Origin of the sequence: Mesorhizobium sp. M1227, assembly GCF_040318315.1 — a bacterium.
In the GTDB taxonomy this organism is placed as follows: domain Bacteria; phylum Pseudomonadota; class Alphaproteobacteria; order Rhizobiales; family Rhizobiaceae; genus Mesorhizobium.
The window spans coordinates 125,591-146,947 of the sequence record NZ_JAMYLZ010000010.1 but is presented as its reverse complement, the minus strand read 5'-3'; the positions used below and the strand labels follow the sequence as shown (position 1 = coordinate 146,947).

At 59.1% G+C, this 21,357-nt stretch carries 20 protein-coding genes and 4 pseudogenes; 1 reads left to right on the top strand and 23 read right to left on the bottom strand.

The window, feature by feature from the left end; translation table 11 throughout:
* Positions 1–18 precede the first annotated feature (18 nt).
* Both NKH28_RS15480 and NKH28_RS15475 read right to left on the bottom strand, forming a co-directional pair.
* Complete coding sequence (locus NKH28_RS15480) at positions 19–342, bottom strand: transposase DNA-binding-containing protein (RefSeq protein WP_352979521.1); 324 nt, start codon at positions 340–342, stop codon at positions 19–21.
* Positions 263–454: a hypothetical protein gene (locus NKH28_RS15475; protein WP_352979526.1), complete on the bottom strand. Its 192-nt coding sequence runs from the start codon at positions 452–454 to the stop codon at positions 263–265. The genes NKH28_RS15480 and NKH28_RS15475 overlap by 80 nt, the downstream gene beginning before the upstream one ends.
* Before the next feature lie 459 nt (positions 455–913).
* Between NKH28_RS15475 and NKH28_RS15470 the strand changes: the two are divergent.
* Positions 914–1,201: pseudogene (locus NKH28_RS15470) on the top strand (IS110 family RNA-guided transposase); the annotation flags it as partial.
* A gap of 179 nt (positions 1,202–1,380) precedes the next feature.
* Here NKH28_RS15470 and NKH28_RS15465 read toward each other — a convergent pair.
* The 21 genes and pseudogenes from NKH28_RS15465 to nifD form a co-directional block, all read right to left on the bottom strand.
* Positions 1,381–1,671 (bottom strand): hypothetical protein, encoded by a 291-nt coding sequence (locus tag NKH28_RS15465; RefSeq protein WP_352979524.1) that lies wholly within the window; start codon positions 1,669–1,671, stop codon positions 1,381–1,383.
* Positions 1,672–1,693: 22 nt separating this feature from the next.
* A pseudogene (locus tag NKH28_RS15460) lies at positions 1,694–1,961 on the bottom strand (transposase); the annotation flags it as partial.
* Positions 1,962–2,096: 135 nt separating this feature from the next.
* A complete protein-coding gene (locus NKH28_RS15455) occupies positions 2,097–2,888 on the bottom strand; it encodes a LuxR family transcriptional regulator (RefSeq protein WP_352979486.1) in 792 nt (263 codons plus the stop codon).
* Between the two features lie 644 nt (positions 2,889–3,532).
* Positions 3,533–4,375: a 2OG-Fe(II)-dependent halogenase WelO5 family protein gene (locus tag NKH28_RS15450; RefSeq protein ID WP_352979484.1), complete on the bottom strand. Its 843-nt coding sequence runs from the start codon at positions 4,373–4,375 to the stop codon at positions 3,533–3,535.
* Positions 4,365–5,624 carry a diaminobutyrate--2-oxoglutarate transaminase gene (gene ectB / locus NKH28_RS15445; RefSeq protein ID WP_352979482.1) on the bottom strand — a complete coding sequence of 420 codons (1,260 nt, stop codon included), beginning with the start codon at positions 5,622–5,624 and terminating at the stop codon, positions 4,365–4,367. The genes NKH28_RS15450 and ectB overlap by 11 nt, the downstream gene beginning before the upstream one ends.
* Positions 5,625–6,778: 1,154 nt before the next feature.
* Positions 6,779–7,156, bottom strand: coding sequence for a hypothetical protein (locus NKH28_RS15440; protein ID WP_352979480.1), 378 nt, complete (start codon positions 7,154–7,156; stop codon positions 6,779–6,781).
* A 515-nt stretch (positions 7,157–7,671) separates the two neighbouring features.
* Positions 7,672–8,078: pseudogene (locus NKH28_RS15435) on the bottom strand (PALP domain-containing protein); the annotation flags it as partial.
* A gap of 89 nt (positions 8,079–8,167) precedes the next feature.
* Entirely contained in the window at positions 8,168–8,491 is a 324-nt protein-coding gene (locus NKH28_RS15430) for an exopolysaccharide production repressor protein (protein WP_352979478.1), read from the bottom strand.
* 29 nt (positions 8,492–8,520) lie between these two features.
* Positions 8,521–8,841: a ferredoxin III, nif-specific gene (fdxB, locus tag NKH28_RS15425; protein ID WP_352979476.1), complete on the bottom strand. Its 321-nt coding sequence runs from the start codon at positions 8,839–8,841 to the stop codon at positions 8,521–8,523.
* Positions 8,838–9,041, bottom strand: a complete 204-nt coding sequence (locus NKH28_RS15420) for a CCE_0567 family metalloprotein (RefSeq protein ID WP_352571114.1) — start codon at positions 9,039–9,041, stop codon at positions 8,838–8,840. Before NKH28_RS15420 ends, fdxB begins: the two co-directional genes overlap by 4 nt.
* A 24-nt stretch (positions 9,042–9,065) precedes the next feature.
* Positions 9,066–9,531 (bottom strand): annotated as a pseudogene (locus tag NKH28_RS15415) (NifX-associated nitrogen fixation protein).
* A 335-nt stretch (positions 9,532–9,866) separates the two neighbouring features.
* A complete protein-coding gene (locus NKH28_RS15410) occupies positions 9,867–11,036 on the bottom strand; it encodes a TlpA disulfide reductase family protein (protein WP_352979474.1) in 1,170 nt (389 codons plus the stop codon).
* A 408-nt stretch (positions 11,037–11,444) separates the two neighbouring features.
* Positions 11,445–11,639, bottom strand: coding sequence for a FixH family protein (locus tag NKH28_RS15405; RefSeq protein WP_352979472.1), 195 nt, complete (start codon positions 11,637–11,639; stop codon positions 11,445–11,447).
* Between the two features lie 748 nt (positions 11,640–12,387).
* A complete protein-coding gene (locus tag NKH28_RS15400; protein WP_352979470.1) occupies positions 12,388–13,275 on the bottom strand; it encodes a universal stress protein in 888 nt (295 codons plus the stop codon).
* A gap of 107 nt (positions 13,276–13,382) precedes the next feature.
* Positions 13,383–14,159: a response regulator transcription factor gene (locus NKH28_RS15395; protein ID WP_352739315.1), complete on the bottom strand. Its 777-nt coding sequence runs from the start codon at positions 14,157–14,159 to the stop codon at positions 13,383–13,385.
* Between the two features lie 27 nt (positions 14,160–14,186).
* On the bottom strand, positions 14,187–14,666 hold the full coding sequence (locus NKH28_RS15390; protein ID WP_352480403.1) for a NifX-associated nitrogen fixation protein: 480 nt from the start codon (positions 14,664–14,666) through the stop codon (positions 14,187–14,189).
* Positions 14,667–14,683: 17 nt separating this feature from the next.
* Complete coding sequence (nifX, locus tag NKH28_RS15385) at positions 14,684–15,181, bottom strand: nitrogen fixation protein NifX (RefSeq protein ID WP_352979467.1); 498 nt, start codon at positions 15,179–15,181, stop codon at positions 14,684–14,686.
* Positions 15,147–16,529, bottom strand: coding sequence for a nitrogenase iron-molybdenum cofactor biosynthesis protein NifN (nifN, locus tag NKH28_RS15380; RefSeq protein ID WP_352979465.1), 1,383 nt, complete (start codon positions 16,527–16,529; stop codon positions 15,147–15,149). The genes nifX and nifN overlap by 35 nt, the downstream gene beginning before the upstream one ends.
* Before the next feature lie 7 nt (positions 16,530–16,536).
* A complete protein-coding gene (gene nifE / locus NKH28_RS15375) occupies positions 16,537–18,027 on the bottom strand; it encodes a nitrogenase iron-molybdenum cofactor biosynthesis protein NifE (RefSeq protein WP_352979463.1) in 1,491 nt (496 codons plus the stop codon).
* Positions 18,028–18,088: 61 nt separating this feature from the next.
* Positions 18,089–19,630, bottom strand: a complete 1,542-nt coding sequence (gene nifK, locus NKH28_RS15370) for a nitrogenase molybdenum-iron protein subunit beta (RefSeq protein ID WP_352979461.1) — start codon at positions 19,628–19,630, stop codon at positions 18,089–18,091.
* A 127-nt stretch (positions 19,631–19,757) separates the two neighbouring features.
* Positions 19,758–21,260 (bottom strand): nitrogenase molybdenum-iron protein alpha chain, encoded by a 1,503-nt coding sequence (gene nifD / locus NKH28_RS15365; RefSeq protein WP_352979459.1) that lies wholly within the window; start codon positions 21,258–21,260, stop codon positions 19,758–19,760.
* Between the last annotated feature and the right edge of the window lie 97 nt (positions 21,261–21,357).

Here is a 21,357-nt window from a genome sequence, read left to right as displayed (position 1 = left end):
CCCCAGCAGCCCACCGGGTTATGGTCGAGTAGCTGATCGCAGTGAATTGCGATGAGTTCCTGCAACTGCTCGATGCCGAAGTCGGTGAAGGCAACGTCGCCCGGACCGTGCTGACGCGGCAGACTTCATCGATGTGCATATCAGGCGGCCGCGGCGTCGAGGCCCTCGCGGCGCCACTTCCAAGGGAGAAGTTCGTCGATCCCCCTGTACTGGCTGGGCTGCGATGCGCGCCAGGATATCGGCGAGCCAGGCGCGCGGGTTGTCAAAGAAGCGGTAGGACGCCCTCGCCGCCGCCCAGTCGCCGCAGGCCGCCGGGATTGGCTTGCCCGGCGCAGCTGACATCTGATCCAGCAACCGTCGCAACCGACGGGCCAAACCGCTTGTCGGGAAGGGCCGCCGTAGAAAGCTCTTCCTCCTGCCAAGCGGCTTCGCTGCTGCTGGTCTTGTCTCGCATCCGTGACGCCTCCGTGATTCGGCGCCACAGACAGAATCACGGCAGATTCATACGCGGCGATAGGCCCGCCCACGATGTGGGTAATTGAAAGCCTCGCCGGTGGCGTACGCCACAGAAGGTTCAGGTGGTTCTCGGTGCCTGTGATCAGGCACGGCAATGGGACGGGAAAATGGGTTCTGTTGGCGCCGGCGAAGAACTCGGTGCCCGGATTGAGCCCCGCCATATAATTCGCGAAGAAGGAGCTCGAGGGGCCAGTTCAGGACGATCACTTAGTGAGCGGGCCGCTATGAGCTATGACCAAGGGCGAAGGTGGTGATTTGATGGTCCTCCGTCCGGTGTAGATGGGGTATTCGGCTTGCGCCCATCTTCAACGGTGAGGCAGGAAGGTGCTGCGCTTCGAGCTCATGATAGAGCATGGTCTGTCTAACCAGCCACAAGCATCAGGAAAGGAAGCGCAGCATGAAGCATTTTATCGGCCTCGGTGTCGCGGTGAAAGAGACCGCCGTTTGCATTGTGGATGAAGCCGGCAGGATCTGCCGCGAGGTGAAGGTCGTCAGCAATCCCGACGATCTCCTCGCCGTGCTGAACGATCCTGCGTTGAATATTGAACGGGTCGGTCTCGAGGCCGGGCCATTGTCGCAATGGCTTTTCGAGGGGCTGGCGAGTGTCGGGTTGCCGGTCATCTGCCTCGAGACGCGCCATGTGAAAGTCCTGTCGGCACACTACGAGGAGGCCCGGCGCGGCGAGCTCATTGTCTCGGCCCCTGTCGGCTTCGTGAAGGTCGGCGACAGGCTTGAGAAGGATTCCGATCGCCGTGTCCAGGACACGTCATCATTCTCGTCTTCGACAAGGTGGCCGAACTCGGCAGCGCCTGGCAGGCCCTGCTCTGGCTCCTCGAGCATGGGCTGGATTTGCCAGCCAAGCCGCTACACAGGGACCACATAACATTCCGCGCTATTCCTGTTGGCGAGCAAGGTCTTCTGCGGGTTGTCGAGCCGGGAGCGATTACCGCGGTCGTCGAGGCCGAAGCACAAGCGGCCAGTCGCCGCGATCAGGTTCGTAATGCGCTGGTGCGCGATCTGGAGGCGGCACGCTACAGCGCCGATCGGGCATTCAGGCAGTACGATGCCATCGATCCAAAGAACCGGCTGGTCGCGGCGGAACTGGAGTTGCGATGGAACCGGGCGCTCGCGCGTATCGGCGAGATGGCGCGACACCTTGCACCTTGCACGGACGGGGCGGACTATACATTTTTTTTGATAGAAGCTCGCGCAATGCCGAGGCTTCGAGTATCTGGTCTGCGAGCAGCTTCTTCAGCTTGGCGTTCTCGTCTTCCAAGGCTTTCAGCCGTTTGGCATCGGAGACGTCCCGCCATACTTCGCCTTCCAGTTATACGCGTCGCCTCGGAGATCCCATGCTTGCGGGCAAGATCGCCCGCCTTCGCACCCGCTTCATGCTCGCGCAGAACCGCGATGATCTGCTCTTCCGTAAACCGCTTTCTCTTCATCAGTCCGTCCTTCAATCAAGGCCCGGACTCTAATCTCAGATGGAGGAAATTCTCAGTGGCCGGTCATCCGGTATAACAGCTCACCCGTTGACTTAGGCTTGAGGGTGCTTTGCGCGACATTTTGGAAGCCGAGTTTTACAATTCAATAATTCCGAATTTTAGCGCTTTTATAGCCGCGGTTGTTCTGCTGGCCGCATCCATTTTTCGCATCACGTTTTTTATGTGGAAGTTAACAGTATTTACAGATATTCCTACAATCTTACCTATTTCCCACGACGATTTCCCTTTCGCGGTCCATAGGATGCACTCTTTTTCTCTTGGAGAAAGATTAGGTGCCTCCTCGGTGCCGCTTGAATTAGCGAACTTACCGACTCTCAGATGGAAGTGTAACGCGGCGAGCTGCAAGTAGGTGATTGCTCTATTTTGGAATTCACCGTCCCAGGCTTGAGCAAAGTTCATGATCGCAAAGCGGCCGTCGGGGCCGTGCAATGGAACGCTAATGCCCGATCTTAAGCCGAACGTCGCCGCCTCGTCCAAAACGCGCCGTTCGTCTTCAGTCGTGCTTTCGTCGTTGTACACCTCGCTCCACCGAAAGGCTTCTGCTCGCCTCCGACTCCTCTTGATGGTGGGGTCTATCCTGTCATAACCCATTTCGAAATAGCGCTCCTGCCATTCATGAGGATAATTCAGCATGACCGCCGGATCGCCTCCGACCGGCTTTAAGCCTTTTTGGCCTGGTGCAAGAGAGCCATACGCGATCCACGCACAATCAAAATTCAGGGCAAAATCAGATATCAGGTCGAACAAACGCTCGGATTTTGCAACACGATCGGTTTGGTCGAGAAATCGGCCAAAGTCGCGCGCAAACGCCTCCCTGGCAGCCTCAGGGAAATGCATCGCCGGGACCAAAGAAAACTGGTCGGACACTCTGGTTGAGAGCCCTCGAAGTTGAGAGACAGCAGTCATCCGCGGGGGTTCCATGGTCTCTGCTCCGTAGCCATTTGCGCTGGATGTTGTCACTGGCGCACCAAAGCTGCCGGCCGTAAGGCTAGGGCTTCGCGAGCCGTCCTCAGCAGGCCAGCATCGTCAAAGCTCTAACATCTCAATGCAATCGGCGTAGTTATTTTAATTTGAAGTTATTTTATGCTTGCATTATACGAACGCAACATAGCCAAAACAAAGCCGCTGTTGTGATATGCTTCTATCCTATATCCGACCATCATATCGATATTTTGGAGTGTTTTACATACCGCATCATTTAGTCGGCGCGCAAACGACCTACCGATCAAGAAGTCGAAATCCGGCGACCTCAGATTGGCGTGTCAAGCTATTACATCGGTGGCGGCAAGAGTTTTCTTGAACTTGCGCGGTCCGCGCGATGGTGCGGTTAATTGGGTCCAGCCCGAATAATTGGCGATCCTGTCCGAGACCGGTAGCACCTGGAGGGCCAAGAGCTTCATGATAATGTCGGTTCGGATCAGCCCGGGGGGCCGTGACTGAAGGCCCCCATTGCGGCGGATGTGACGCCTTCACTGGCAGCGGAGGTCGGTCGGTCGCCGTGACATCCAACCTCAGGTCCACCAGAGAACTAGATCTGGCTGGGCAAACCCGAAAAAGCTGTTCAGCACTAGGCGACGCTTTCCGTTGCCTGATTGACCGGTGACCCCGTGAACGAAACCGCCATCGATCAGGCCGATATCCCCCGCCCTGAGCTGGAAGTCGCGACAAGGAACGCCCTCGAGATAGGCTGCCGAATAGGGATATCCCGTAGTCTCCACACATTGAGACTTTCGGTCGGTGACTGTCGGCTTGTGGCTCCAGAGCCGCAGATTGCCACCTTCCTCGGGCATGCTGGGATAGAAGTTGAGTGCTGCGACGGTGTTGTGCGCCACCGCAGAAAGCTCGTAATCGTTCCCAGCACATAACACTTGAGCGACGTCGTCGTGGGGGTCCAAGGAGAATGTGCCGCTGCCAGACCAACTGAGAGCGCGACAGACATTGGCCTGACCGTGCTCCGAACGGGCCAGCCGCAACTCAATGCCCTGTTTGCGAAGCTCGCGCCTCAACGCGTCGAACAATGCTCGGACCGGATCAACCAGATTCTCAAAAAGGGCGTCGACGTACGGTCGCGCAGTTTCCGCCTCTGCAAAATAGGTGGCTGCATCCTTCCTGTAATGGGATGCGCCGACATATTGTCCGGGGACGCCATCCTTACGCTCCTTGAGACCGGGACTGCCACTGAAGTTCGCGGTGATCTCCTCGGCTATTTCGGTGCTGAAAGCTTGCCTGATGTGCAGAGCGGTGATCTCACCTTTCAGGACTGAGATGATGTCCGCAGTGCTGATCGAGCCGGTTCGTTCTCTGATCGCAACAGGCGAGGTGGCTGGGGCTTGGGATACTTGATTAGTCTCCATTGGCTTGCTCCTTTAGTGCGTGATCAAGGATGGCGATGCCATGATCGAGTTCGTCATCGGTGATGGTTATCGGTGGGAGGACTTTGATGACGTCGCGATTTGGTCCTGAAGATTCGATCAGTAGGCCATTTTCGAATGCGACATCGTGCACACGGCCGACAACGGCCTGCGAACGGCACTTGAGGCCGGCCATCAGACCGCGGCCGCGCTTTTGGTCGATGCACTTGGGAAATCTGGCAACGAGGCGATCAAGGTGTCTTTGCAGTTTGACGGCTGTCCGCTCGACGCCTGCAGTAAACTGCCTACCGGACCACATTTTGCACATCGCCCCTGCAGTCACGAAGGCGAGATTGTTGCCTCTGAAGGTGCCGCTATGTTCTCCGGGATTCCAAATGTCCAGGTCGGGGCGGATCAGAACGATGGAGAACGGACTGCCTGAACCGCTTAGGGACTTCGAAAGGCATACAATGTCGGGGTCGATCTTCGCGAACTCGAATGAGAAAAAATCGCCCGTTCGTCCCGCACCTGCCTGAATGTCGTCGACGATCAAGAGGACGCCGTGCGTACGGCAAATGCGCTGAATTTCTGTGAGCCATGCTGCAGATGCAGTGTTCAGGCCGCCTTCTGCCTGGATAGTCTCCAGAATGATTGCGGCTGGCTTTTCTATGCCGCTCCCCGGGTCGCCTAAAACATAGTCGATGTAGCTAGCGGAATCGAAAGCTTGCGTGGGGTAGCCGTCGTAGGGGACACGGATCACATCATGGCGAGCAACGCCGCCCAGTTCCCTGGTTGACGCCGAACCCGACACCGCCAGGGAGCCGAGCGACATGCCGTGGAACGCATTTGTGAAGGCCATGACGCTTGAGCGGCCGGTATATTTTCGCGCCAGGGCCAGTGCCGCTTCGTTAGCGTTTGTGCCGGTCGGCCCAGGAAACTGTATTTTGTAGGAAAGGCCTCTAGGCTTCAGGATCGAATCCACAAACACTTCAATGAAGTCACGTTTTGCCGCCGTATACATGTCGAGCGATAGAAGAATGTTCTCGCCAACCATGTATTCGATTGCTGGTGCAATAATATTCGGGTTGTTGTGTCCATAATTCAGGGCGCCGGACCCTACGAGGAAATCGATATATGGGTTGCCGGCCTCGTCCCAGATTGTCGCCCCAAGGGCTTTCGTAAAGACTGTGGGAAACGACCGCGCGTAGCGACGAACGTTAGACTCATAAGTCGTAAAAACGTCGGTGTTCATTTCAAGATCCCTCTGCATGTAGAGTCGCGTTCAACGAGAGATTGGTTTATGCGTTTTGGTCGGTCGCGGTTGTTCTTCAATTTCACCAAAGATCAGCACAGTCCGGACACCCTTTGGAGGTCGGTGACTTCCGACAAATTTGTTTGCTTCATACTCCTCAAAAGTTCCGCGATAAAGGAGACCGGGGCTTGCGCGGCAGCTCAACTGCTGCACAGACGCACTTGGAAACCTCCCGTCGTCATGTGGTAATGTATGCCCATATCTCTCGGTCAATGCGTTGGAACGAATTCAGTTGTAGAGTTTTCGGGCAGGCGTCGATACTACGGCATCTGGTAGTTGACGCACCTGCTTGTACCCGGCGAAACGCCCTGCCGGTCCTATCAAGCTCAGCGCTAGACCGGTTCATGTGACCGGCGCTTCTGCCGTGCAGCAGCATGCTAAGGCGTTGCAGGCCGGTCCGGCAGCAACACGACCCCTCGTGCCCCGGCTGGTGGTTTAGCTCGGCCGGTAGCGAAGCCGCTCGCGAGCGCGCCCTCAACAGCGCTCTAGCGAGCGAGCGGTGTAGCGGCGACGATCGGCGTTCTTCGATGTCGGAGCCGCTTCGGACCGTTTCTGAAGCGTCTCGACCAACTCTGCCTAAATGAGGATCAGGGTCTCAAAAACGCCGACAGCGGAGGATAATAAAATCTGGATGTCGGACCAGACTAAGCCGGTTCTCCCCCTTTTAGGCCAATAAAAGCTTACAGACAGCTTCGTGCTGGGAGATGCAACCACAGGATCGTCGAAGCCGCGTAAAAGTAGGGAACTTGACTCCATCGACCAGGTTCACGCGAGGCCGATGGAGGCGGCCCGCCTTATGCAGTTTCGAGAGGATCGACATTCGTCCCGGCCCCGCTTTCAGGCGGTTCGCCGGCCCCCAATCAGCATGCGGCCGCCTTTGCATGGGCATATTCGCACATCCTGCAAACACCATCCGTCCCATTCATGCGGTCGACGATCTCACAAAAAGCTGACCCTTCGAAGAGATCTTCGTATTTGTCGCGCAGAAGATTGCCCGATACGTGGCGCCGTTCAAAATCCAGAGCGTAACGTCACCGTTTGGACCGGCTGCCGTGGTTCGACGATCTTCGGATCGACGCTTCCACCCCTGCTGCTCAGAGGCGGGCGCGAACTAGCGCGTCGGCGGGGACTATCTCGACGATATCGGGATGGACCTCGCCCAGGACTATAAACCGAACTGAGGCAATGTCTGTGTCGACCACTTGACGAATCAAAGCGAGATAATTGTCTCCGACGAGGCGGCTATTCATGTATGCGCCATCATCGAGAAAATGGATCACGAATACCCTTGAGCGCAGCGCTTGCAAGCGGTGTAGATCCCGCCCCTTCATTCCTACAAGCGTCGTGAAAATCCGGACGCCATGGCCCCTGGCGTAAGCGTGATCGACCATTTCGGTGCAATCCGGATTGAGCCAAGGCTCGCAGTACCCGGCGAAACTATGTCGACGGAAGTTGGTACGCGCGCCAGACATCGCTTGAAATTTTCAAGACGAAGATGCTTCACATGAGAGACCGCTCTTTGCCGATGGGCGAACTTGTCCTGCGGACAATAAGAACATCCGACGATGCAGCCGGTGGTCGTCGTTATTTCCAAAACCCTGCCGCCCGGGATGGCAGAGCCCAGTTCCTGTAAGATCATCGGCTGCCTCCACTTTTCTGGCGCTATTGGCGAAGCCTGAACTTTCAAATAACAAGTTAGTTCATTTAATTCTGATCGAACGTTGTTTCGCCGGCCATCAGATATTGAACTAAGTCGCTTGGGATGTCTGGCCTATCAACTAGAATTCCAATATTGCTATGATCATACTCCCAGCGATTTTCGATTTCCTCAGCAAATATCCATCGATCAAAGTTTTCCAAATAAACTCAGTCAGCTTCGCGTTGGGCGGCAATCAACCGCCGGCTCCCTCGGTTTGCTGGGCGGCCCGCACCTACTTTGGGCGCATCGCCGGCACGGCAGGACGGCGAAATCGCAATCTGTCGAGCGTCAGCCGTTGCGGAAGGTGTAGCTGTACCCGTTGATGGCCGGCCCGCCGCCGAGATGCGCGTAGCGCACGCTCGATCCCTCTGGAAAGAAGCCTTTCTGGACGAGGTTGATCATCCCTTATTTGCCCTCGTAGACGGGATCGGAAATTATACCCTCGAGCCGCGCGCACAGGCGGATGGCCTGCTTCGTTGCCTCGGACGGAAGGCCGTAACCGGGAGACGCGTACCCCTCGAGCAACACCACGTCATCCTGGACGATTTCCATCCCCAACTTGACGAGCTTCGCAGTATCCCGGGCAATACTTAGCACCTGCGCCTTGGTTTGGGCGGGGTGGCGGAGGCATCGATACCGAGCACGTTGCGCTGTCGACCGTCCTTGGCGAATCCAACGAGCATGCCGGCATGTGTCCAAGCACAGTATTCCTTCTAATATCTGCTCAATGTTTATGGTTGGTCCAAAGTGGCGCCAGCTTGAGCACTGACCTTTTCATGGCGCCTCAAGGCAGCAGCAGCGATATGGCCAGCATTTGATCGCGCTGGAGCAAATCTGGGGATTCATTCGTCACCTCATCAAGGTCTGGCGGCTCGGATCCAACTTCCTTGCAACTGTCGAAATGCTCAGCCCTTTGGCCAGCTCGGCTAACGCAGCCAGACCGCCAGATCAGAAAGAGCACGCTTGCGAAATATGCCAGCTGAAGGAGCAGCGAACAAGTCAGCGTCGTGATGACTACTGTGCCAATGGAATGAGAAACGAAGTAGCCAATCAGTGCGGTGCTGCACAGCACCAGGCCCAGGACGCGACAAAAGATTCTAAAGGGCAACGCCGTTCTCCTGGTTTTGTCTCCTCAGATCATGCTGCGACCTGATCGGCCGCAACATGGGTCTGGCAGTTCTTTGGGCAGACGCGGCCGCAGGCTCTGCAGCCAATGCAGCGGCCGGCATGGTCGACGACCATAATCATGCGATTGAGCTCACCATCGAAGTCGTCGTCGTCCTCGCCGTCGCAGGCGCCGAGGATTTCACCCGCGTCATCGACGCCGTAAAGATGCATGACCTCGCGAGAGCAGACTTTGAAACAGCGGCCGCAGCCGATGCAGGTCGTGCCGTCTATAGCGGTGAGATATTCCGGCATCCATCCGGAGCCGTCGCGGGTGGTGAATGTGCTCGTCATCGTAACTTCTTCATTGCAGCGAGCTCTCTCTTGGCACCATCCAACTCGGCAAAAACCGCGGACGTTTCCTTGGCAACGTCCTCTATCTCGGTCCATTTTCCCGGGAGATCCTCTGCAAGGTCGCGCAATTTCATCTTGGCGACTGCTGCGCGCAGCTGAAGCTTTCGGACCTTCTTCCCCATTTCATCTAGCTTTGACATAACCCTTCCTCGAAATCGGTTTCATCACGCCGGCGCCACACCGGGACCGGCTTCCGTGGCTGCGGTCGCATTGTCGATCAGTTTCGCACCGGCCTCAGTGAGATTCCGGAGCGTCTCGAAGCCGAACCGATGAACGTCTTGCCAGAATGACCAACTGCCCGGCCGTGGAAAGCATGCGGCCCCAAGTCCTCGTGAATTTCATCTCAATCATTGCCGATGTCATCAGGCCGGAGCGCTCCTCGATCGCGAGCCCGACGGCGGTTTAGAACATGTCGAGCCTCCACAGCACATCAGGATCGGGATCGTCGATGACAGGCATCGCAGCGCGCTGTTTTCTGGTGACGATGAAGTCGGCCAGCAGCGTGGCGTCCAATTTGCCTTCCCACGAGCCGTAGGAGTCTTGAGCACGGATCAGCCGCACGAGGCATCTGACAAAAGGCATGGCAAGCGCCGCCTCGTCCTCGGCAGGGCTGATCGCGGTATCAGACATTTCGCCTTCTCCCCAGTTTCAGTCCTCTTCCTCGAAGCACGCTGCCTGTTTTCGGGGACGCCTACTTCGGGCACCCTTGCGCAGCCGACGCCCGGCTCGGGGCGGCCCAGTCCACGCAATTGATGTCCCCGTGGCCGACCTTGAACACCTCCTCGACTGCGAGGTCTTCCACGCGAACTCGCGTCGAACATTATTTCCGCCGCAATGCAGCCACAGGTCATGAAGATTCGAGCCTCGATCCTGCTGCAAACAATCGACCAAGTGCTGCATGGGCCCTCCTTGCTGCGGCCACACCAGGGAAATGGACGAATTGGCCAGTAATCCATTTCGACCAATCAACCCTTTTTGTTTTTTCTCCTCTGCCGACCGCGCTTTGGCACCTTCGGCAAATTGTTTTGCGGAGCCGCACAGAGAGCGCCGTAACAAACCTTCCCACCCCTGTAGTTGGCGAGGGCCTGCAGCAAATCCGGTAGAAGGTGCTCTTTCAATTCGTCCGGGACAGGCTCCGGACCGTCCAGCGACTGCAGTGCCAGTTCGACCAACTCGATCGCGCGATCGTTGTTGCCGTTCTCGTAATAGTACCGGGCGACCGCGGGATAAGACCGGAACTTAGGGCTGTCGCCTTGCGGGGGATTCAGTGCCAGAATGTGTTCGGACAGCTCCTTGCCCATCGCGAAGCGCTCAGCAGGGGGAAGGCGCGAATGGTCATTGGCGGGATGGAAAAGTTGGTCTAGCGCCGATACCATCCAGTCTTCGGAGTTTTTGTCGATCGCGTCGCGAACCAATTGGCGCATCACGGGCAAGCCGGTCCACATGTCTTGAATTTTGTGAAGCAACAGATGCGCATGGGCCAGGCGGAAATTGATGTCGTCCGGCATCAAAGCGATGCCCTCTTCGATCGCCCAGAGCGCCGTCTTCCAATCTTCTAACTTCACCGCCGCCCAGAATCTGTCATCGATCGGCTGCTTCAACGCTTGTTCGCGCGCCATGGGTTCGCTTGTGGCGATCCGCTCCGTATCGGCGGCTTTAGCTTTATCGCTGATCCTCCAACTGCCGTTGAGCACTTTCGGCAAAATCTCATCGAGTTGGCTGGGATGACCGATAAAGGCGATGTGGCCGTCTCGGTCGACCACGAACGAGGTCGGAATCCCAACAGAAAAGCTGGGTTCCCTCCAAAGCTTTTTCACTTCACCTGTGTAGTCGAACGCGATCCGATAGTTCAGATGCGAGCACTTTTCGGTCAACCACGCGTCCAACTTGGTTCGAGCCTCAACGGCCGTTGGAGCGTCTTCATCAGCCGCGACGCCGACAACTTCAAGTCCGCCGCCCTTGTATTTTTCCTGGAGCCGCATCAGCTCCAGCATCTCCGCCACACATAGTTCGCACCAAGTTGCCCAAAATTCGACGATATACACTTTGCCGGGTTGGAAGTTCGTCAGGGGCTCGCCACGCAGCCAGTCCTCCACTTTCATCGAAGGGGCCGGTGACCCCAGCTGCACTACCATGTTGCTCTCCAAAGCTGTTGCCAAAGGTCGCGTGACCTTATGCGCGAGCTTGTTCCCCCTTTGAGACGGGGCACGAGGGTTCAAGGAAGGGAGAGCATCGCTCGTCTCGCGCATCTGCGTGCAGTCAGCCTTCACTCAGTGTTGCTGAATCTCAATTCGCAAAGGCCGTGCCAACGCGCTCAGCGCGCAGTAAATGCTTGATTCCACTTGGAGACTTCCGGGTGCCCAAGATCCCATTGTATTGGACGCGACATGTTTTCTGCCACTGTCAGGTCTTGGACACGCATCACGCGCTTCGCGTCGCCAGAGAAGCGTGGCCACGGACGACTCGACATATATTCGGGCTGATGGACGAGCAGATGGACATCGTGACTGCGTTGGCTACCGCCAGGCTCGTCATCGTCCGCTTCACGCCACCGGCTTAGCGTCTTGCCATTCCGGTCCTTCAGGCGGTAGCGGATCTCGCCATTGCGACTGCAGGGAGGCGCTCCATCCCGAGCGCCGCCTGCGCCCTGCCCTCTTGCGCCTTGCGAATTCCTGGCTGGCGACATAGGAGTTCTTCACGACGAAGCCGGTCCAGCTGCGGCTCGCCAATACCGCCATCGTCAGATTGACGATGATGATCGTGGCGAAAAAAGGCCAGGATGAGTACCGGCGTGTGCCGGCCGGTGAACTCTGCGGGCTCGTTATCTTCTGTGTTCCGCTGTGCTCAGGCGCTACAGGGACCACCTTGTTCGAATGTGAGCGTTGTCGGGATTGACCAACCCCAAAGGCCGCTCGGTCGCCACGCGGGTCGGGTCGGGCCGAACCGGACCGACTGAAAACGCTGAAGATGCGGCCGCCTTCGCCGCTGACCGGCTACCTTCCAGGCGATGACAACGTGATTGATGCCATCGTTCGCGCCGAGGCCGGCAAGAGCCCGACCCTCCGACTCGAAGGTCGGTACCTTGGCCCCTGCACGGTCGTTGCGGTGTTCAGCTCCCGGCCAGTGGTGAGGGAATCGTGATAACGCCAATTACGATGCCGGCTACGGGTCCGAACTCGCCCTGCCGCGCTGAAACGACGCTCTTTCTCGACCTGACGCCGACCTGCGAAGCCTCGGTTTTGACTGCATTGAGGAGCGCCTGTACCTCTGCCGGCCGTCGGTCTCCGCGTTACGGATCATCTCGGTCGAGCAGAACCCCGAACGCGAGACGTCCGCGATGTTCTCGGCGACGGCGCGTGCAGATTGGCTCCGAGGAGCTTCGCGAAACTTGCGCGTTTGCCGCGGCCTTTCTCTCCGACTTGGCATCAGGATAGGTGACCCAGGGGAATAGAGCTTCGAACAGCATCGGTGCTGCTTCGGAACCCGTCAGCGAGCCAAAAACAGCGGCAATGGCGGCTTCCCCACCATCCATCTTGTGACGCCACCGAAGAGCCGCTCGCGCAGCCGTCGGCTGCCATAAGCGCCCATGACTATCATGTTGGCAGACGTATCGATTGCGTGCTGCGCGAGCACAGTGGCCACCGGTTTGCCGGCGCTCGCCAGCCGGTCGACCGACACCCGAGCACCATGCCGAGTGAGATAGGCAGCGATGTCGGCTCCCGGCTCGGCGCCGCTTCCGGTGCAGGCCGCCTCAGGATCGACAAGGGCGACACGAACTTCCTCAGCACCGGATAGCAGATCCAGCGCTCCCCGAACCGCACGGGACGCCTCGGCTCGCGAATCCCATCCGACCAGCACGCGCCGTGGCGACAGAGTCGGGTCAGCGCCCTTCGGTACGACAAGCACCGGCCTTCCCGTATCGAACAAGCTGCCGTTGATAACAAGAGGTCCGAGACTAGTGTCGTTGAGAAGTGCGGGGCCGATGATTGTCAGGTCGGTGCAGAGCGCCCGCTGTCGCACCGCCTCACCGACGCCAGCCTTGTCGCAGTGTTCGGTATCGACATCATAGCACCGCCACGTGGCTCTCAGCAGTTTGTGAATTTCCCTGGATGTCTTTTCCAGGTTGGCCATGTCCTGTGAAAATCTTTCGATCTGCCTAAACCGTTTGTCCAGTGTGGCGATGGCCTGTGCGTGTTGTCCAGGCCACTCGGGGATGCCATCGCCGAGCACCGGAGAAGGCATAATGAGCGGCGGAGGCGACATCACCAGTACGGAAAGATACGCGCCGACTTCGGCACACAAGCTGGCAGCTGTTCTGACATCCTGATCGGAGTGGTCAGCTCCCGTCACAATGAGTACGCTTCTGAAAGCCATTTGACTGCTTCTTTCTGAATATGTCGTACCTGCCGGCGCGTTTCGAAGCCGCAAGACTTGCCCTCAGCACGGCGGAAATGCGGAGTGGCACCACATCGGTTATCTATTCAGCCGTCCGGCCACTCGAGCGAGTAGCCGGCCGACCTGACGGTACGAATGACGCTGGAGGGGGAGGCCGCCTTCAGCGCCTTTCTGAGCCGGCTGATATGGACATCCACGGTGCGTACACCGACATGGATATTGGGCGGCCAGGCCGCGCTGATCAGCTCGTCTCTGGTGAAGACCTTGCCGGGAGTCTCAAGCAAAAGCCGCAGCAGGTTGAACTCGATCGGCCCAAGGTGGACTTCGTGGCCATTACCCCGAACGCGGTGGGCATCGAGCCTTATCTCAAGGTCGCCACAGGAGATCCAGCCGCCGTTTTCGATCCCGTTCGAACCCGGCTTTGGCAGCGCCAGCTTCATCCGTAGACAGTCAAGCAGCTTGGCCGGCGCGAAGGGCCGCACAAAGCTCTCGTCAATGCCTGCCTTCCAGAGATCGAGGTGCTGGTTCTCGGCGCCGGGCGCGATCAGGGCAATAACGGGCAGGCCGCCGGTCCGGGGCTCCCCCTTGAGCCGGGCGCAGATTGTGGAGCCTGTCGCGCTTGTTGGCTGGCAGTCCAGCACCACGGCCTTCGGCGCCCGTTCACTGGCCAATGCAAGCGCCTCCTCCACGCCGCCGGCCAGTTGAATCGTGAAGCCATCCACCTCCAGAATGTGGCTGTGGACCAGATAGAACTCCGGATCCTGCGAACAGATCAGGACCAGTGGCTTCATCAGCGCTGCCCCAAGAACCACATCGGCCTCGATTGAGAGGGCTGGCCATCGCATGTCCTCAAGGCCTGACACGATCCCGTTGATCGCAAATTGGTTCCATCACGCCCGCGCCACCTCGGGATGAGCCTCAATGGCTGCGGTCGCATCGCCGGCCAGTTTGGTACCGGCCGCGGCGAGTTTCCGGAACGTCTCGAAGCCGAACCGGTGGACGTCGCGCAGGGTCTTCGACAGAACGACCAACCGCCCGGCCGTGAAAAGCACGCGCCCGAAGCCCTCATGGCTCATCTCCATCATCGGCGATGCCATCAGGCCGGAGCGCTCCTCGATCGCAAGCCCGACGGCCGTGTAAAACATCTCGAGCCTCCACAGCACGTCCGGATCGGGATCGCCGATGATCGGGATCGAACGGCGCTGTTCCCTGGTGATGATGAAGTCGCCCAGCAGCTCGGCGTCCGATTTGCCTTCCCAAGACCCGTGGGAATCATGAGCCCGGACCAGCCGCACGAGACATTTGACGAACGGGGTGGCAAGGGCCTCCTCGTCTTCGGCGACAGCAGGGCTAACCACGGCGTCAGACATTTCGCCCACTCCTCATTTCAGTCCTCGTCCTCGAAGGACGGTTTCTGTTCGGCGACACCTGCCTGCGCCAGCACCTTGCGCAACCAAGGGGGAGGACACGTCCTGAGCATCATCTGCGTGCGCAACAGCACCTCTTGGATGGTTTGGGGGTGCGGCACTTTGATCGGATGAATTTTTGCCGAAACAACCTTGGCTGCCGAAGGTCCGCCGATCGCCAGACAAAACAGCAGATGACAGCCCTTCAGCGCCTCCACCTTCGGGGTGATGCGGTCATCGCCCTCAGTTCGGTGCTCTCCGCTCTCGTCGGAAACGTCATCGAAGGCCACGGCTTCCACGAGATTCCACTCCTCGCGCATCACGTCGTAGACAGCAAAGCGCCTGGCCGACCCGAAATGGGCGTTGAGGTTCTTCATGTCCTGCGTGGCGATCGCCACGCGCAATGCGCCGGCTTGGGGTTCCGGCCTCGGTGCGTGAACCTCGTCAGTGACGAGCGAGAGGCGACGAACGGAGCTCATCTGGGATTTCTCGCTTACGGAGTGGATCAAGCGCCTCAGGCGTCGGCGCGTGCCGGTTGGCTTCAAAAATGTTGGCGACCTCGAAGATCAGGTCGCGGGTTCCCTGGTAGAGGATTGTGAGCTTGTGCTGGCTGCCGAGCCGGTCGAAGATCGGAAAGCCGACCCGCATGAGCGGAATGCCGAGGCGCTGCGCCGCCTGGCGGCCGTGGGAATGGGTGACGAGAAGATCAGAGCCGGCGCCAAGAGCTTCCAAATCGCCAAGATCGCCGATTTGAACCGACTGCGCCGGTACTTCCTCCAAAATTTTCGACATGTCGGTCGTGGTGACCGCCGCCGCGATTTCGGAGCCCATGCCGATGAAGAAGCTCGCGAGTTGGTAGAGTTGGTCTGGTTCAGCAGCGATCGCAATTTTCTTGCCTCCAAAGTGGAAATGTCCGTCGAGCAACGCGTCCTGCAACTGCGCCCGTCGACGGCGCACCCCAGCCGGCGCCGCCGCGCCCGAAACCGCGGACAGCAGCGAGACGAACCGGTCGGCGTCCTTCAATCCAGTCAGCGACCGGAACAGCACGTAAGGCACGCCGGTCAACCTCTGCAGCAGCTCGGCCGGGCGGCGCATATGCTCACCGATGACGATGCATTGCTCGGCCGTGCCAAGCTCGCGGATATCCTCGACGCTGGTGCCGCCATAGGTGGTCGTGACCCAGCGGTCGGGCACAGTACCGTCGAGCGAGCCGGAGACGTCCGGCAGAATCACCGGCTTGAGTCCAAAGCTTTCAACCATCTCACGTAAATGCTCGATATCAGCGACAGTGAGGTTCCAGCCAGGCAGGATCACGATCTTCTTCGACTGCCGCGCCTGCTGGCCGGGCCGTGTAATCCTTTCGATCATCGCGGTGACAGCCTTGGCCCAACCCTCTTCGATTGCGCCATCGAAATCCGGTGTGTTAGCCAGCACCACCTCCGTACCCGCGAGTTCTTCCTGGCGCTTCAGCCTGATATTGGCGATATCCCCTGCGCAGTCTTCGCCCCGGGTTTCCACCAGCGCCGTCGTGCAGACCCCGATCAGCGTTGGCTTTGTGCGGGCCTTGAGGTTGAGGATCGCCTCTTCCAGATGGTCTGCCCCGCCGAGGATCGTCGCCACCTCGTCCATCGCCGTCGTCTGCAAGGGGATGGCTTCCTTGAAGTGCCGAACGAACAGCACGAGCGCGAAGCTGGTGCACCCCTGGCTGCCGTGGAACAACGGCATCGCGCCGTCGACCCCAAGGAAGGCGAGGGCGGCACCCAACGGCTGCGATGACTTCAGCGGATTGACCGCCGCCGCTTTGGTCTGGGGAAGGATGCGGACCATCGCCTCCTCACCACTCGCCGAGATCGTCGGCTATCGTGCCGGCGGATTTCTTGAAAGCCTGGACAGTCGCGGTCTCGCTCTTTGTGCGCGGCAGTTCCTCCCTCACCGCAGGCTGGCAATCCCATGGTGCCGGCTCCCGCACCTGACACCAGATCGGGTTATGAATGGCGAGGTCGATCTGGCGTACGAGTTCCACCATGCCGTCATAGCCGGCGTAAGGATGTTGGCGCTCCTGGTTGATATCGAGCCAGGGTGTCTTGGCCTTCAGCGCGATGAACTGCGTGCGCCCGCCCGACAGCATGATATCGGCCTTGTGTTCTGAGAGCATGGCGTAAAGCTCGCGCGGCGCCATTTGCTCGAACATGTGGTTGTCGTCCTTGAGGATCTGCTTGATGCGCTCCTTGTCTTCGACGGTCGACTTCTTGACAGAGGTGCCGACGATCTCGATGCCGATCTCCATCAGCGCATGGACGACCGACCAGGACTTCACACCGCCGGTGTTGAGCAGCACGCGCTTGCCTTCGAGCCTCGGCCCGTAGGCCGCGAGCTTCTTCCACGCAATCGCCTCCTCCTCTTCAATCAATGCCTCGGTGCGGCCGAGGATCTCCGGATCGGCACCCTTCTTCACGAGCAGCTGAGAGATCTGCCGGAGTGCTTCGGAGGTGTCGGTGATGCCGTAGAAGGAGCCCTCGAAGAATGGGATCTCCCAGCGCTGCTCCATCTTGCGGGCGAGATTGATGAGCGCGGTCGAGCACACCATCATAGCCGCCCGGGCGCGGTGCGCGCAGGCAATGTCGAAGTAACGCGCGTCGCCCGGAATGCAGGCGCGCACCCGGATGCCGAGCCTATCAAGGAGCGGCTTCACCAGCCAGAATTCGCCCGAGAGGTTGAATTCGCCAAGGATATTGATGTCGTAAGGGCCGGCATCGTCGGGCTCCACCGTGCCGATGACATGATCGAGCAACGCCTCGCCCGCAAGCTTGTTGCCAAGATTTTTGGAGCCGACGAAGCCCGGCGCCTTGACCGGTACCACCGGCAGGCTGAACTTTTCCGCAGCGCGCTTGCACACGGCCTCGATGTCGTCGCCGACCAGCGCCGTCACACAGGTCGGATAGACGAAGATAGCCGGCGGCCCATACGCTTCCTTGATCTCGCGGATCGCTTTGAAGAGCTTCCGCTCGCCCTGCCCCATCACAACATCGAGTTCGCTGAGATCGGTGGTGAAGCTAGTGCGCCACAGCGTTGGCCCGGACGAAGCCGCACCGCGGTTGTCCCAGGAATTGCCCTCGCAGGCGAGCGGCGCATGGATCAAATGCGCAACGTCGGTGATCGGCTGCAGCACGATCTTGGCACCATCGAAGGCACAGCCGCCGGCCGCCGCCCCGGGGGTCAGTGGCTTCGAACAGCCCTTTTTGCGCGCCTTGGCATCCTTGCCGCGGTTCTGCTCGCAGGCGGGCTCGTTGAAGACATCTTGGATTTTGGCTCTGAGCGAGGACATTGCGTCGGTCTCCAAAGTCCCTCGAGAAGACGACCGGCCTCACCGAAGCCGGCCGCCACGCTTAGCGGGTGAGGTCATACGAATAGTCCGTCACGCCCGTCTCGCTTGTCTCGCGATCGAGCTTGTCGAAGATCTTGTCGAGGATCGTCGTCAGGACGCGCAACCCGCCTTGGTAGCCCATGAGCGCAAACCGATGGTGATGGTGGCGGTCGAAGATCGGAAACGCCAGCCGGATCAGCGGCGTGCCGGTGTCGCGCTCCAGATACTTGCCATAGGAGTTGCCGATCAGCAGGTCCACCGGCTCGGTGAAGAGCAGCGAGCGCATCGCCCAGAGGTCCTTGCCCGCCCAGACTTGAGCATCCTTGCCGAAGGGCGATGATGCAAGCAGTTCCTTCAACTCCGCTTCCCATGCCGAGGTGCCGTTGGTGGCGAGGCAATGGGTCGGCTCGCCGCCCGTCTCCATGATGAAGCGGGCCATGGCGTAGACAAAGTCCGGATCACCGTAGATGGCGTATTTCTTACCGTGCAGCCAGGATTGGCTGTCCGCCATGGCGTCAACAAGTCGGCCGCGCTCGAGGCGGATTGCCTCGGGGATTTGCTTGTCGGAAATCGCGGAGACCTCCATCAGGAAGTCGTCGGTCGCCTGGACTCCGAGCGGGTAATGGAACGAGGCAGTCGTCTGCCCTACCCCCTCGCAATACTCCAGTGTTTTTCGGGTGTTGTAATGCTGTAGCGAAAGTGTCGCCTCGGCGTTGAGTGCCTTCCTCACGTCTTCGATCTTCGTGCCGCCGTCGTACATGCGGTATTCGCCGTCCGACGGCGTGTCGAACTGGTCAGAGGCGTCTTGGATGAAGGTATAGGACACGCCTATCAGATCGAGCAGGCGTTTGAGCTCCCGGTTGTTGCCAACGCAAAAGCCGTCGAAACCCGGAATGATGTTGATCGTTCCCTCGGCTTCCGTTCGCTCCTCGCCTTTCCAGAAGTGCTCCAAAATGCCCTTGACCGTTACGTCATAGCCGTCGACATGACTACCGACGAAGGCCGGCGTGTGGGCGAAGGGCACGTCGAAGTCGCGCGGGACCGAGCCTTCGTCCTTGGCGTTCTCGATGAAGCTGTGCAGGTCGTCGCCAATGACCTCGGCCATACAAGTGGTCGAGACGGCGATCATCTTCGGGTCGTAGAGTTGGTACGTGTTGGCGAGCCCGTCAACCATGTTCTTCAGGCCACCGAACACTGCCGCGTCCTCGGTCATCGACGAGGAAACTGCCGAAGCAGGCTCCTTGAAATGGCGCGACAGGTGCGAGCGGTAATAGGCCACGCAGCCCTGGCTGCCGTGGACGAAGGACATGGTTCGCTCGAAGCCTGCGGCCGCGAACACCGCGCCGAGCGGCTGGCAGGCCTTGGCGGGGTTCACGACAAGCGCTTCGCGAGCAAGGTTCTTTTCGCGGTATTCCCACGTCTTGGTGAATTCGCGTTGGTCGGTAACGACCTGGTCCGGGTGCGGACATTCGAAATTCAGCCTCTTCTCGGCGAGCATCTGCCTGTATTCCGGCTCGCGGAACAGGGGCGCGTGGTCGAGAACTTTTTCAGCCGACTGCGGCATGGGTGGTTACCTCTTCTCCATCTGGCCCGCCATACGGCGGCACAGGGACGTCGAAACGTTTCATGTCTCCCGCGGACAAAGGGCCACAGGCGTTTAACGGCCTCCCGGCTTACGGGAGGCCAGGTTTTCATTCGGCTGCGATCGCCGCCGACGGCTCGGCTTTTTTCTTCCAGGGGGCGTCGTAGAGGTTCCAGACCGGGTTGTTGATGGCCAGATCCATGTCGCGGGCGAAGATGGCGAAGCCGTCGTAGCCGTGATACGGGCCGGAATAATCCCAGGAATGCATTTGGCGGAACGGTATGCCCATCTTCTGGACCGGGTACTTCTCTTTGATGCCGGAGCCCACGAGATCAGGACGGATCCCCTCGATGAACTTCTCCAACTCGTAACCAGTCACGTCGTCATAGATCAGCGTGCCCTTCTTCACGTAGTGGCCGGTGCGCTGATAATCGTCGTTATGGCCAAATTCGTAGCCAGTGCCGACAATAACCATGCCCAGGTCCTCATATGCCGTGACAACGTGACGGGGGCGCAGCCCGCCGACATAGAGCATTACCGTCCTGCCTTCGAGGCGCGGCCGGTACTTGGCTATGACCGCATCGACCAGGGGCCGGTATTTGGCGATGACCGCCTCGGCCTTTGCCTCGATTTCCGGCCCGAAATGCTTGGCTATCTTGCGCAGAGAGGCTTCAGTCTGGGAGGGGCCGAAGAAATTGTACTCCATCCAGGCGATGCCATACTTTTCCTCCATATGCCGGCAGATGTAGTTCATCGACCTGTAGCAATGGATGAGATTGAGCTTGGCCTTTGGCGCTCGCTCTATTTCGGCCAGCGTAGCGTCGCCCGACCAGTTACCCACCACCCGCAGGCCCATCTCCTCGAGCAGGATGCGCGAAGCCCAGGCGTCGCCGCCGATATTGTAGTCGCCGATCACATTGACATCGTACGGGCTGGCCTCGAACTCGACGTCCTTCTTCTCGAACACCCAGTCGCGGATCGCGTCGTTGGCGATGTGGTGGCCGAGGGATTGCGAGACGCCGCGGAAGCCCTCGCAGCGTACCGGCACGATCGTCTTTTCGTGCTCCTTTGCCTTGTTGCGGGACACCGCTTCGGTGTCGTCGCCAATCAGGCCGATCGGGCATTCGGATTGCACACTCATGCCCTTGTTCAGCGGAAACAGTTCCTCGATCTCGTCGATGATCCGTTCCAGCTTCTTGTCGCCGCCGAAAACAATGTCCTTCTCCTGGAAATCGGAGGTGAACTGCATCGTGACGAACGTGTCGATGCCCGTCGTGCCGACGTAATAGTTGCGGCGTTGCGACCAGGAATATTGCCCGCAGCCGACCGGGCCGTGCGAGATATGGACCATATCCTTGACTGGACCCCACACCACGCCTTTCGAGCCGGCGTAGGCGCAGCCGCGAATCGTCATCACGCCGGGGATGGACTTGATGTTCGATTTGACCTCGCATTCGGAAAGGACATCGCTTTCCTCGCCAGCCTCGTCGCCGCTCTTTGCGACGCTGAGGTGCTTTTTGCGGCGCTTCGCCGCCTTGTCAGGATATTGCGACAGCACCTCCTCGATAAGCTTCGCATGGAGGGCGCCGTCATTCTCGTATTCCAGGTTCATGGGACCCCTTTCAAGGTTCAGGGTGACGCCTCACCAACGAGGCGCCGTTCTTTGAAAGGCGCGCCAGGTCAAGGCCGCGCCTCGTTCGGCAGCGCTC